Origin of the sequence: Paenibacillus tyrphae (genome assembly GCF_027925525.1) — a bacterium.
Taxonomy (GTDB): domain Bacteria; phylum Bacillota; class Bacilli; order Paenibacillales; family NBRC-103111; genus Paenibacillus_G; species Paenibacillus_G tyrfis_B.
Genome location: NZ_BSDJ01000013.1, coordinates 83,094 through 96,297, shown reverse-complemented (window position 1 = coordinate 96,297; position 13,204 = coordinate 83,094). Strand labels below are relative to the sequence as shown.

General features: G+C 57.3%; 9 protein-coding genes and 2 pseudogenes. 4 read left to right on the top strand and 7 right to left on the bottom strand.

What is annotated here, in order from left to right; all coding sequences use genetic code 11:
- Positions 1-51: 51 nt before the first annotated feature.
- The 3 genes from aspA to QMG93_RS17720 all read right to left on the bottom strand — a co-directional run bounded on the left by aspA (position 52) and on the right by QMG93_RS17720 (position 3,374).
- Positions 52-1,494: an aspartate ammonia-lyase gene (gene aspA, locus QMG93_RS17730; RefSeq protein WP_216796555.1), complete on the bottom strand. Its 1,443-nt coding sequence runs from the start codon at positions 1,492-1,494 to the stop codon at positions 52-54.
- A 144-nt stretch (positions 1,495-1,638) separates the two neighbouring features.
- Entirely contained in the window at positions 1,639-2,604 is a 966-nt protein-coding gene (locus QMG93_RS17725; protein WP_281938695.1) for a PfkB family carbohydrate kinase, read from the bottom strand.
- Positions 2,605-2,741: 137 nt separating this feature from the next.
- Entirely contained in the window at positions 2,742-3,374 is a 633-nt protein-coding gene (locus QMG93_RS17720; protein WP_281938693.1) for a TetR/AcrR family transcriptional regulator, read from the bottom strand.
- Positions 3,375-3,535: 161 nt separating this feature from the next.
- Here QMG93_RS17720 and QMG93_RS17715 point away from each other — a divergent pair, with 161 nt between their 5' ends.
- Positions 3,536-4,714, top strand: a complete 1,179-nt coding sequence (locus tag QMG93_RS17715; RefSeq protein ID WP_281938691.1) for an MFS transporter — start codon at positions 3,536-3,538, stop codon at positions 4,712-4,714.
- Between the two features lie 283 nt (positions 4,715-4,997).
- Here QMG93_RS17715 and QMG93_RS17710 read toward each other — a convergent pair whose 3' ends face one another.
- On the bottom strand, positions 4,998-5,957 hold the full coding sequence (locus QMG93_RS17710) for an acetylxylan esterase (protein WP_281938689.1): 960 nt from the start codon (positions 5,955-5,957) through the stop codon (positions 4,998-5,000).
- Between the two features lie 571 nt (positions 5,958-6,528).
- Between QMG93_RS17710 and QMG93_RS17705 the strand changes: the two genes are divergently transcribed.
- The 3 genes from QMG93_RS17705 to QMG93_RS17695 all read left to right on the top strand — a co-directional run bounded on the left by QMG93_RS17705 (position 6,529) and on the right by QMG93_RS17695 (position 11,583).
- On the top strand, positions 6,529-8,274 hold the full coding sequence (locus QMG93_RS17705) for an ABC transporter ATP-binding protein (RefSeq protein WP_281938687.1): 1,746 nt from the start codon (positions 6,529-6,531) through the stop codon (positions 8,272-8,274).
- Between the two features lie 84 nt (positions 8,275-8,358).
- Positions 8,359-10,425, top strand: a complete 2,067-nt coding sequence (locus QMG93_RS17700; RefSeq protein ID WP_281938685.1) for an ABC transporter ATP-binding protein — start codon at positions 8,359-8,361, stop codon at positions 10,423-10,425.
- Between the two features lie 30 nt (positions 10,426-10,455).
- Positions 10,456-11,583 carry a hypothetical protein gene (locus tag QMG93_RS17695; RefSeq protein ID WP_281938683.1) on the top strand — a complete coding sequence of 376 codons (1,128 nt, stop codon included), beginning with the start codon at positions 10,456-10,458 and terminating at the stop codon, positions 11,581-11,583.
- Between the two features lie 50 nt (positions 11,584-11,633).
- Here the strand turns inward: QMG93_RS17695 and QMG93_RS17690 are convergent.
- The 3 genes and pseudogenes from QMG93_RS17690 to QMG93_RS17680 form a co-directional block, all read right to left on the bottom strand.
- A pseudogene (locus QMG93_RS17690) lies at positions 11,634-11,846 on the bottom strand (SAM-dependent methyltransferase); the annotation flags it as partial.
- Positions 11,837-12,236, bottom strand: a pseudogene (locus QMG93_RS17685) (helix-turn-helix domain-containing protein); the annotation flags it as partial. The pseudogenes QMG93_RS17685 and QMG93_RS17690, both read right to left, overlap by 10 nt.
- 79 nt (positions 12,237-12,315) lie before the next feature.
- Positions 12,316-13,164 (bottom strand): hypothetical protein, encoded by an 849-nt coding sequence (locus tag QMG93_RS17680; RefSeq protein ID WP_281938682.1) that lies wholly within the window; start codon positions 13,162-13,164, stop codon positions 12,316-12,318.
- Positions 13,165-13,204 lie beyond the last annotated feature (40 nt).

Genomic DNA, 13,204 nt, shown 5'->3' with positions numbered 1-13,204 from the left:
GACAGCGGCACTTGTCGCCTAACAACCGACCGGACGGAAGCGTCTGGTCTTTTATTTCTTCTCTTCGTCCCGATGCGTTTCGAGCAGCGATGCGCCCGCGATGCCCGGATTCGTCATTTCGTACGGGTCGAGAATCAAGTTCAGCTCGTCTTCGCGCAGCACATCGTACAACAGGCAGAGCTCGCGGACCGAGCGGCCGGTTTCAATCGCCTCGCGGGCGATTCTCGCCACCGGCTCGTAGCCCAGATGCGGGTTCAGCGCAGTAATGACGCCGACGCTCCGCTCCACGTACTCCTTGCAGCGTTCGATGTTCGCTTGGATGCCGTCGAGGCAGTATTTTTTGAACACCTTGAACACCTGGCTCATCATGCTGAGCGATTGCAGCAGGTTAAACACCAGCACCGGCTCCATGACGTTCAGCTCAAGCTGTCCCGCTTCGGAAGCCAGGCAAATGGTATGGTCGTTGCCGATTACCTGGAACGCTACCTGATTGACAACCTCGCACATGACCGGGTTCACTTTGCCCGGCATGATCGAGGAGCCCGGCTGACGCGCCGGCAGGTTGATCTCGGCCAAGCCGGTGCGCGGCCCCGAAGCCATCAGCCTCAGGTCGTTCGCCACCTTCGACATGTTGATCATGCACACCTTCAATGCGGCAGACACTTCCGTATAGGCGTCAGTGTTCTGCGTCGCATCGACGAGGTGCTCCGCGCTGACCAGCGGGAAGCCGGTCAATTCGGCCAACAGCTCCGCCACGCGCTTAATGTAGCGCGGATCGGCGTTCAAGCCGGTGCCGACAGCCGTCGCGCCCATATTGATCTCGTACAAATGCTGCCGCGTCTGCGTAATCCGCTTAATGTCTCTCGCGAGCACCCGGCGGTAAGCTTCAAACTCCTGGCCGAGGCGGATCGGTACGCCGTCCTGCAGGTGCGTCCGCCCCATTTTGATAACGCTATCGAATTCCTTCGCTTTGGCCTCGAAGCCTTCGTGCAGCTCGTTCATCACCTCAAGCAGTTGATCGAGCAGCGTCAGCACGGAAATATGAATCGCCGTCGGGAAGGCGTCGTTCGTCGACTGCGCCATGTTCACATGCGTATTGGGACTAAGCGTAAAGTAATTGCCCTTCTCGCCCCCGAGCAGCTCGATGCCCCGGTTGGCAATGACCTCGTTCGTGTTCATGTTGATCGACGTGCCAGCCCCGCCTTGAATCGGGTCTACAATAAATTGATCGTGCCATTGTCCGGCGATGATTTCCTCGGCCGCCTGAACGATGACCTTCCCAAGGTTCGGATTCAGCTGTCCGATCTCCATATTGGCAATAGCCGCCGCTTTTTTGACGGTCGCCATGGCGACAATCAGCTCTTTATGAATCCGGTATCCGGTAATCGGAAAGTTTTCTACGGCCCTCATCGTTTGAACTCCATAATAAGCATGGACCGGTACTTCCTTCGTGCCTAAAAAGTCTTTTTCCACCCGATATTGCGCGCTGGTCATGACCTGTCTCCCCTCTATGGCTGCGATAACTTACAACGGGATGATCTTACAAGCAATGTCATCTCCATACGTTATTGTATCTCAATTTACCATCGGTTAAAAGGGCTTGACATCGGAAAATAAAACGTTTCCATGCTTGTCCCGTCAACTTCCGCTAATCAGTTGGTCCAGCTCGTCCCTGGACGGCAGGGCGGGAATCGCTCCCTTGCGGGTCGTCGTAAGCGCGCCGGCCGCATTACCCGAGCGGCAAACCTCGCCAAGCTCCTCTTCGGTCAGCTCGTCGGGGCGCTTGCCGTATTCCATCAAGCGGAACAGCGCGCCGGAGAAGAACGCATCGCCCGCGCCGGTCGTATCGACGGCTTTCACCGCGAAGCCCGGCACTCGGCCCGTCCGCTCGCCCTGACGGTAAAAGCTGCCGTCCGGTCCAAGCGTCACGAACATCAGCGGAGTGCCGTACTGCTCCTGGAGCTGCCGGGTACCCGCCTCCAAGTCCCGCTCGCCGGTCAGAAAATGCAGCTCCTCCTCGGAAAGCTTCAGGACGTCGCTGTAAGTCATGCCTTCCAGAATGAGCGCCTTTGCACGGTCCAAATCCGGCCACAGCAGCGGACGCAGATTCGGATCGAAGGAGACGAGCTTGCCTTCCCGGCGGGCATAGGCAGCCGCGCGCAGCGTCGCCGTAGCCGAGGGCTCGTGGGTCATCGAGACGGACCCGAAATGAAACAAGGCGGCTTCCCCGATCCGCTTCCAGTCGATTTCCGACTCCTGCAGCAGCATGTCCGCCCCAGGATTGCGGTAAAAGCTGAAAGAACGGTCTCCGCTGGCATCAAGGCTGACAAAGGCCAGCGTCGTACCGGCTTCTCCGGTAAATACCATACCGCCCGTATCCACCCCGTGCTTCTCGAGCTCCCCCGTCAAAAAACGCCCGAACGCATCCTCGCCGACTTTGCCGATAAAAGCCGTCCGTTTGCCCAGCTTAGTCAGCCCTGCCATCACATTGGCCGGCGCGCCGCCGGGGTTTTGCTCGTAACGCGGCAGCCCTTGCTCAGACACCCCCGCAGGCGTAAAATCGATCAGCAGCTCGCCGATGGCGACGGCATCTAATCTATTCATGTCCATCCTCCGTCCATTTTATCAAATTCCGATCGGTTCGCGGAACCGGCTTCCGGCTCCGCAGACGTTTAATGAAAACGTTCCATTCCTATTGTAGTCGGAGGGAAATCAAGCCGTCAACGAACAATCCGCGCGCCTTAAAAAAGCAAAAACATGCTTCTTGCCTGATCCGGCTCCGGAAGCTCCGCACCGAGCAGCTTCCCCATGATGCCGACGATCGCGCCGGCTTTGACGCGGATCTCCTCCTCGGTCCGGTCAAAAAAGCCCGGATCGAACATGAACAAAATCGCCGTAAGCATAAACTCGGCCGTTTCCGCCGGATACTCCACCCGAAACAAGCCTTCCTTTGCGCCCTGCTCAAGGATATGCGCGATCGGCTGCACCATCTCGGAAATTTTCCGGGACACGAACCGCTGATGGATCATGGCGTTGCTCTCGTGATGCAGCACCTGCAAAAAATCCCGGTGATTCGGCAAAACAGCCGGACGTTCGAGCAGCGCCGCCACCAGCTTCCGGTCCGCGGCCACTCCGGGCTGCCCGGCAATCGAATTCACATATTCCATTTGCTCTAACAGCGAACGCTCGATCAGGGCGAAGATGACGTCGTCCTTCGTTTTGAAATAGTAATAAAACGTCCCTTGAGCGACCCCCACCTGCTTGACGATGTCGCTGACGGACGTCCGCTCGACGCCCTTATCGCCGAACAATTGCACGGCCGCGTCCAACAGTTCGTTCCTGCGTACTTCAGGGTCCTTCGTTATTCTGGCCATAAGTCGCACTCCTTTGCTAATTGAGGGAAATGCTCGCTTCTCGTTTTAGGGTAATCTCCATAACTTTATTTTACTTATTGACTGACGATCGGTCAATAAACTATAATGCGTAATGTACTAAATTGACTGGGAGTCAGTCAGAAGTAAAAAGGAGTGATCTCATGAAATCCCGCATCATCTTGTATTTGATCGGCTTCAGCGCCTTTGTAGCGTCTTTGGCGCAAAATTTGTACTCTCCGCTGCTGGTGGAGGTCCAGGAAAAACTGCACACGACGCAAGCAATGGTCAACCTGACCGTTACCGTATTTACCGTAGCGCTTGCAGTCATGCAGCTTGTCTTCGGTCCGCTGTCGGACCGGAAGGGCCGTAAAATCGTCCTGCTCCCGGCCGTCGCCGTCTACACGCTGGCCTCGCTCGGCTGCGCCTACGCCGGCTCGGTTGATGCGCTGCTCGCCTTCCGTCTGCTTCAGGGCATCGGTGCGGCGGCCGTTCCAGTTGTGGCGGCAGCCGTAATCGGCGATGTGTTCGAAGGAAAGGAGCGGGCCCAAGGGATGGCGACTTACCAGCTGATGCTCGGACTGTCTCCTGCCGTCGGACCATGGGTCGGCGGCATGATCGGCGGCCGCTACGGCTATGGAAGCGCGTTTTTGCTGCTGGGCGCCATATCGCTGATCCTGCTTGCGGCCAACGCTTTCCTGCTCCCCGAAACCCGGCCGAAAACAACGGCCGTGCGCAAGAGCCTCGATTGGAGCTCGTTTATCCGCCTGGCCCGCCATCCCCGGGCGGCTGCCCTGCTGACTGTCGGGTTCGTGCAATTTTTGGTCTACTTCGTCTTTCTCGTTTACATTCCGATCATCGCCCATCACCGCTACGGCTACGAGCCGGCGCAGACGGGAACGCTGATGCTGCTCATGGCACTCTGCTCTATGATTGGAGTCAAGGCTGGAGGATGGGTCCAAAGCCGGTTCCCCGGAGATAGCGGCTATTTATGGGGCTGCGCGGCCAACGCCGTGACGGTGCTGCTGTTCGCTTTCACGGCCGGACTGTCGCTGCCCGTGCTGACTGCCGTATTCTGCTTGTTCGGCCTGACGATGGGGCTTACCATGTCGATGCCGGCCACGCTCCTTACGGAAATGTTCCCCGATGACCGCGCGACCGCCGTCGGTGTCTATAACTTTGTCCGCTATCTCGGCATGGCGGCAGGCCCGATGCTCGGATCGCTCCTTTTTATGGGAGAAAGCATTCCGCTGCTGTTCGGCGTAAGCGCCGTATTATACCTCGGCGGAATCGCCGTAGGCGGCCGTCTCGCCGTCCGCAAAGCAGGCGCAGCTTCTTCCTGAGCGCAAAAGGCAAAAAAGCGTCCGGTGATGGACCGGACGCTGAGCTTGTTGAGAAACCCGCTTCGCGTATAAAATTCTCCGCATACGCCGGTGGGGTATATCCCTCCAGCCGCTCTTGAAACCTGTGAATTTGATTAGAATTAGCGGTATTTTCACAGGTTTCAAAGGCGGACGTAAACTCTTACGAGATATACCCCACCTCTATTTTGTCTGAGATTTTCTACTTCTAGGGCTTCTCAAAACTAGAGCGTCCGGCGATGCACCGGACGCTCTAGTTTTGCCGTTATAGGCTTTTCATAAATTGATAAATCTTGTCCTGCATTCCCGGAAGCCCTTCGTGTCCAAAGTCCGGGTAAATTTCCAGTTGTACCGGCGACGTTACTTTGTTGATCGCGGCAAACTGGGTGGAAGGCGGACAAATCGGGTCCATCAGCCCGACGCCGATCAGCAGCTCCGCCCGAATGCGGTGCGCCAAATGCTGGATATCGATGTAGCCGAGCTTGGTGAAAATCTCGTCTTCCCGTTTATGCTGCGGATCAAAATGGCGGAAATACGTGCGCAGCTCGGCATAGGCGTCCTTGGCCAAGTCCATCTCCCATACCCGCTTGTAGTCGCTCAGGAACGGATATACCGGCGCAGCCTTGCGAATCCGCGGCTCCAGCGCCGCGCAGGCCATCGTCAAGGCGCCACCCTGCGACCAGCCCGACGCCCCTACCCGGTTCTCATCCACCTCCGGAAAGCTCATTACAATGGAAGCCAGCTGCGCCGTATCCAGGAAAATATGGCGGAACAGCAAACTGTCCGGCTTCCCTTCCAAGCCGCGGATAAAATGACCGTGATGCGTCGTCCCCTTCACCCCGCCCGTATCCTCCGACAAGCCGCCTTGACCGCGTACGTCCATGGCTGCCACCGAAAATCCCAGCGCCGCATACTGCAGCTTATCCTGCCAATCGCCGGAATTTCCCGTATAGCCGTGGAATTGGAGCAAGGCCGGATGCGGACCGTCGGTTCGGGTCGGGCGCACATATTTCGCGTGAATCCGCGCGCCCCGGACGCCGGTAAAATACAAATCGAAGCATTCCGCGAACGGCGTCGTGAACTCCGACGGCACCAACTCGACCTGAGGATCGGTCGCCCGCATTTCCTGCAGTGCGGCTTCCCAATAATCGTCCAGGTCGGCGGGACGCGGATTGCGTCCTTGATACGTTTTCAGTTGATCCAGCGGCATATCCAACAGCGGCATCGTCTCATCATCCTTTTTTTCACAAAGTATGGATTCCACTTCTTATTCTCAATGTAATTCAGGACGGCCGGAATCTCAAGTCTCACCTCGGATTCGATCTTGTCTTTTTTCGAGCCCTTCGGCCCGATACCGATCGATTATAATCGTTTTTTCCCGTTGACAGTACGAGCTGCCCAATGGTACAGTGACATTTGTAGATTATTTCCAAGAAAGGATGGCTGCCAAATGATGCTGCTCGCTAGAGACCGAAAATTTCGCGCACATCTTCAATACAACCGGATTGTTCGGTGCAGCCACTCCGCGCTGGAATCGTAACGGCTCGTTCGCCGTTCCGCGAATTTCTTCCGTACACGCGGCGCATGGTTACGCACCCTCGTAATCGTGCGCCTTTTTTATCGGTCCGCAGCACTTAGAACCCGCATATGGTGTTTGTTGCGAACTGATAAGATAAGCATCCTTGGATACGGATGCGCTAAGGCATATCGCTTACGAGCGGTATGCCTTTTTTGGCGTCGTTTTCCAGGCGCTGCCGCATAACCATTTTTAGAGAACCGGAAAGGAGTAAGCTCGCATGTTTATCGTATTGAAAAAGCTGCGCTGGTTTTTCGCCATGCATTGGAAACGATACAGTTCCGCGATTCTGTTGCTGCTGATCGCCGGAATTCTGGAGGTCATCCCCCCGAAGCTGATCGGCTATTCGATCGACGGCATTCATCAAGGGACGCTGACCGACGCGCAGTTTTATCAGGTGCTTGGCTTTTGGGCCGCAGCGGCTCTATTGTGTTACGCAATCACTTACGTCTGGATGTATCAGTTGTTCGGAGGAGCCTTCGTGCTGGAGCGGCTGCTCCGCTCGCGTCTGATGCGCCACTTCGCCAAAATGACGCCGACCTTCTACGAACGCAACCGGACGGGCGATTTGATGGCCCGGGCGACGAACGATCTGCATGCCGTCTCGGCGACCGCAGGCTTCGGGATTTTGACCCTGATCGACTCCAGCCTGTACATGCTGACGATCTTGACGATGATGGCGGCGTTTATCAGTTGGAAGCTGACGCTCGCTTCCCTGCTGCCCCTGCCGGTTATGGCGCTGCTGATGGGCAGTTTCGGCAAGCGAATCCACGAGCGCTTCACGAGCGCGCAGGACGCGTTCGGCCAATTGAACGACCAGGTGCTGGAGACGATCGGCGGCGTTCGGGTCATCCGCGCGTTCGTGCAGGAGAAGGCCAGCGAGGAACGGTTCCACCGCACTTCGGACGACGTGTTCCGCAAAAACATCGCTGTCGCCCGCGTCGATGCTCTGTTCGATCCGACGGTGAAAATTTTGGTCGGCATCAGCTATTTGATCGGATTATGCTACGGCGCTTATCTGGTGTTCCACAACGAAATTACACTCGGCGAGCTGGTTTCGTTCAACGTGTTTCTCGGCATGCTGATTTGGCCGATGTTCGCGATCGGCGAGCTGATCAACCTCATGCAGCGGGGCAACGCTTCGCTGGACCGGGTCAACGAAACGCTCGCCTACGAGCCGGATGTGGAAAGCCCGGAAAATCCGGTCCCGGTCGACGTGCCGAAAAGCATCGTATTCGACCGCGTGACGTTCCGTTATCCTTCCTCGCCGATCGATAATCTCGTCGATATCTCGTTCAAGCTGGAGCGCGGTCAGACACTCGGAATCGTAGGCCGGACGGGAAGCGGCAAAACGACGCTGCTCAAGCAGCTTCTGCGCGAATACCCTTCCGGTCAGGGGGCGGTCCGGCTGTCCGGCGTGCCTGCGGACTGGATTGATCCCGATACGCTCCAAGGCTGGATCGGCTATGTGCCGCAGCAGCCGATTTTGTTCTCGCGGTCGATCCGCGAAAATGTTACGTTCGGCCGCAGCCATGCGGACGAATCGGAAGTGCAGCGGGCGCTCGAGCTGGCCTCGTTCGCCAAGGACGTGCACTTCCTGCCCGAAGGTCTGGAGACGCTGGTCGGCGAAAAGGGCGTCGCCTTATCCGGCGGCCAGAAGCAGCGCGTGTCCATCGCCCGCGCCTTGATCGTCGATCCCGAAATTCTCATGCTCGACGATGCGCTGTCGGCGGTCGACGCCAAGACGGAGGCGGAAATCATCGCGGGCATTCGCCGGGAACGCGCCGGCAAGACGACGCTGATCGTCACTCACCGGCTGTCTGCCGTCCAGCATGCCGATTGGATCGTCGTACTGGACGAAGGCCGGATCGCGGAAGAAGGCACCCATGAGCAGTTGCTTCAGGCCGGCGGCTGGTACAAAGAGCAATACGACCGCCAGCAGCTCGAAGCGAACATCGGGGCGTAGATTCCCCGTTCAAAATAAGCCTGGCGGGCGGAAACGCACAGGAACAGCGATCCGTCCGCACAGCGGAAACGAAGGTGATTCCTCATGAAACATACCGGTATCCGGTTATACCGCTATGCGGCGTTGTTCAAGCGGCCGATCCTTATTGCGCTCGTCCTGCTGACCGCAGCCGTCTGCGCGGAGCTGGCCGGACCGCTTGTCGCCAGACAAATGATCGACCGCCATATTCTCGGCGTGGAATACCCATGGTACGAAGCCGCCGCAGGAGGCAAAGACACCGTCGTCTACGACGGCAAAACGTACAAACGGCAAGACCGCTGGGCTGAAGGCGAAACGAAGGGGCGCGAGGTCCGCGTGCTGCAGGTCGGACGCAGCTACTATTTCGTCGACGGCCCGCTCCGCTTCGACGGTCAGCGCAGCGTGCAAGGGAATGAACTGACGGTGACCGGAGACGGCGGGCAGGCCGTCTATCCGGTGCGGGAGCTGACGACGCCGCAGCTCTACGCCTTTTACGAACCCGAATTCGGACGGCTCGTCATACTGGCGGCCTGTTATTTCGGCTTGATCGCGCTGAGCGCCCTGTTCGCTTACGGGGAGAAATACCTGCTGCAGACGACCGCCAACCGGATCATTCAGACGATCCGCAAAGACGTGTTCGCTCAGGTCGGACGGCTGCCCGTCCAATATTTCGATAATCTGCCTGCGGGCAAAGTCGTCTCGCGCATTACGAACGATACGGAATCGATCCGCGAGCTGTACGTCAACGTGCTGGCGAACTTTTTCTCCGGCATCGTCTATATGGCGGCGATTCTCGGCGCGCTGTTCTTTCTCGACGTGAGGCTGGCGCTGATCGCGCTGCCCCTGGTGCCGATCCTCTACGTGTGGATCGTCGTGTACCGCCGGTTCGCTTCCAAATACAACCATGCGATCCGGTCCAGACTCAGCGACATCAACGGGATGATCAACGAAGCGATTCAAGGCATGCCGATCATCCGGGCGTTCCGCCGGCAGAAGGAGACGCTTGAGGAGTTCGAGCAGCTCAACGAGCAGCACTTTACGTACCAAAACAAGCTGCTCAGCTTAAATGCGATTACCTCGCACAATCTGGTGGGCGTCGTCCGGAACGTTATTTTTCTGACCGTCATCTGGATGTTCGGCGGCGGCTGGCTCGGTACGCTTGTCACGGTCGGGGTGCTGTACGCCTTCGTGGATTACATGAACCGGATGTTCCAGCCGATCGTCGGCATCGTGAACCAGCTCAGCAACCTGGAAACGGCCCTCGTGTCGGCGGAGCGCGTATTCGAGCTGCTGGACGAGAAAGGAACCGAGGTGGCCGAAGGCAAGCTGGAGCGTTACAAAGGAAATGTCGTCTTCGAGAATGTCTCGTTCGCCTACAAGCCCGGCGAGGACGTGCTCAAAAACATTACGTTCCACGCCCGCTCAGGCGAAACTATCGCGCTTGTCGGCCATACCGGCTCCGGCAAAAGCTCGATCCTGAACCTGCTGTTCCGGTTCTACGAGGTCCGGGAAGGACGGATTCTGATCGACGGCCGGGATATCCGGGACATTCCGCAGCAGCTGCTCCGCCAGCATATGGGGATCGTGCTGCAGGACCCGTTCCTGTTCACCGGTACGATCGCCTCGAATGTCAGCCTGGATGATCCTTCCATTACACGGGAGCAGGTGGAGCGGGCGCTTCGCGATGTCGGAGCGTACGAGATGTTCGCCGCCCTGCCCGGAGGCATCGACGAGCCTGTCATTGAGAAAGGCAGCACGCTTTCGGCCGGTCAGCGGCAGCTTGTTTCGTTCGCTAGGGCACTGGCGTTCAACCCGGCGATTCTCATTCTGGATGAGGCGACCGCCAGCATCGACACCGAAACGGAAGCCGTCATCCAAGCAGCGCTGGAGGTGCTGAAGAAAGGCCGGACCACCTTCATCATTGCGCACCGGCTGTCGACCATCAAAGCCGCCGATCAGATCCTGGTCCTCGACCGGGGCGAAATTAAGGAAAGCGGGACGCACGACGAGCTGATGCGGCTGGGCGGAAGGTATTACCAAATGTACCAGCTGCAATCGGGAGAGCTATCGGCGGAGGAAGCTTCCGAAATCAGGACCTCCGAAGGAGAAGTTCAGGGGCCGGCTATGGTATAATATGGTCATCACGCTTCGAGGAGGTACGATATGACCTTTGTCTTTATCCTAGTCCTTGTTGTTATCGTAGTATTGATCGTTGCCTCTTCTTCCAAATCGGGAAAAACGAACCGGCGCCGGCCCGTGCCGGGCCGCGGGACGAGGCCGCCTGTGCGAAAGTCGGCGAAGCCGGATTACCGAAGCGAGCCGATGCCGGCCGGACTCGGACTTCAGCCCGGCGTCCCGCTGAAGCCGGCTGCAGACCGGCTGGAGCAAGCGCTGCAAGCGGAATACGGCGACCGGCTGCGGAAGCGGGTGCTGGGCAAGTATCCTTCCATGAGCGAGGCCGAATACGAATGGAAACTGCTGGAGCTGAAACGATACTTTTTGATGACCGCCGTGCTGAAAGAAGTGCCGATGTTCAGCGAAGCGGTCGACGACATCTGGCACGAGATGCTGATGTTTACCCGAGAGTACCAGCGCTTCGGGGAAACGCTGCTCGGCGCGACGATTCATCATGCGCCGCATACGAGCGGTACGCCGGACCCGGGCGGGCGCGCCTGGTTCGATTGGGTATACGCCCACTTGTTTACGGCCACGCCGTTTACGGGGCAAATCTGGGGCAGCTTTTTCCGCTATCCGCTTGATCGGCAGCGGATCGACCGGCTGAGCTCGGAGAGCGAGGAGGAGCTTGAGCAGCTTTGGTTCAACCGGAAAGCGGCGGCCCAATTCCCTGAAATCGAGCAAACGGTCCGGTGGTTAATCGAGCAAGCAAAAGATCAGCTGCGGCAGGCTGCGGTTAATCCGACTTATGCGGAGCGGCCTTCCGAGTCGCACGGCCCTTCCTTGATGCCGTACTTGGCCGGCGCTATGCTGTTCTACTCGGTAACGGAATTTACCGGCTTCAACGAACAGATGCAGGAGCTGCTGACCGAGGAGGAAGCCAAACGCGAGGCGGGGCAGCAATCGGGAGCTTCGTCCTCCTGCGCCTCCAGCGGCTGCGGCAGCGGAATCTGGTCCGACAACGACAGCGGCAACGACGACGGCGGCTCATCCGGCAACTGCTCGTCCGGAAGCTGCTCGTCTTCGAGCTGTTCGTCCTCGAGCTGCTCCTCCTCCTCAAGCTGCTCCTCTTCGTCCAGCTGTTCTTCCGGCTGCGGCGGCGGTGGGGGCGACTGAGCCATAGTCAGAAAAAAGCCAAGGGCCCTTTTTTGGGCCCTTTAGCTTGTTCACTTTTCCGCTGAGATGATTAAAAACATAGGTCTTCGAAGCTCGTCTTGCATGTCAGGCTCACTCTTTAACATTTCTTCGGAAGGAATCGGTTCCTTGACTGCTCTTATCCTAAAGCCTGCATCAATTAAGTCGTTGATATAGGTGGAAAGCGTACGATGATATTTGATTACGTTCTCCGTTACAAATGTCGTTTCACGCACACCTTCCGAAGCTTCAGCAGATCGCAGGCAACGGCAATATTGCCGTTCGTAAACTTCGTGGTGTAGCTTTGAAGGGGATTGCGTTTGCTCTTGAAACGAGGCGGATCGTTTTGCTTTCGAAAGAAGCGATCAAACGCATCGGCCAGGCTGCGAACGGCGGATTGCAAAGCAATGCTGTCCACGTCCTTCAGCCAAGGCCATTCCTTTTTCAACGCTGGCAGCCCCAGTTGCACAGGTCTGGTAAGACAAGCCTTTGCCTGTTTCTTGGAAGGTGGCGTTCCACCTCGCAAGGAAGTGGTTAAAGACAAAGCGAGCGCATCCAAACATCTGGTGGATCAGCGTCGTTTGCTCCTCTATAGCACATATGTTCTCATGTATATACAAGAGATGCTGTTTCATCTCCCCCTTGTCGAAGAGGGAGTCTTCTCAGCCTTAACGATAAAACTAAAAGCCGCTTGACGCGACAAGGAAGAATACTTTATAGATGGCATAGCGAATACCCGAACCGCTGCCCGCTCAGCCGGCTTAACAGCTCGGCCGTCCTCTCTCCGTCCAGCAGCCCCGGCTGATCTATCACAAGCACGCAAGTGCCCGCTCCGAGCGTATGCTGAAAGTCCAAATCCCAGAGCCCGCAGGGCCTTCCCGTTTCGGGATCATGCCAGACTGCAGAAGGGTCTTTCACCCAGGTTTCGATAAAAGAGGACCAGTCATCCACAGTTTTGCCGCTGTCCCTTAGCGTGGGCTCACAGAAATTTTCGCCGGCATGCACGGTAATGGATTCCCCATAATCCTCAAACCAAAGCCCTTTGCATTCCCCATATCGGATAAAGGTATCGCTTTCGTCGAAAAAGCCGGCGGCTTCTGGCTGCTCTCCCGCACAAAACGCATAATACAGCGGACCGGGGGCATAGCGCGTTCCGGTATCGAACGTAAAATTAGGGGAAATCCACCCGTTATCGCGTAGCTCTTGAATCAGAACCGGTACGCTGAGAGCATCGCCGTCATAATAACCCGCCGGGGTACGCCCTCTTCTGCGGTCATGGGCAAAATAATAAGAATGCGGCACAATACCGGCTTGCTTCAGACCGTCGATGAAGGAACGCAGGTCCAGCGGATCGGGAAAAATGATGCCCGCTTCATACAAAGCTATGCCGTGCTCCTGCACGGCTATGCGCTGCCAGAGCTCCCATAAGGTCGTCTCGGGAATGGCATTGCCCTTAGGCTCCTTCCAGAATCCGTAGCGCAGCAGCTCCCGCTGCAGCATCTGCAAATCCGGCTTTGGCAAAAGCGGATCGCAGGGAAACAAATACATAAAATGTTCTGACATCGTCTACTCCAGTTGCAGGTTCATTTGATTTTTTGCTTGC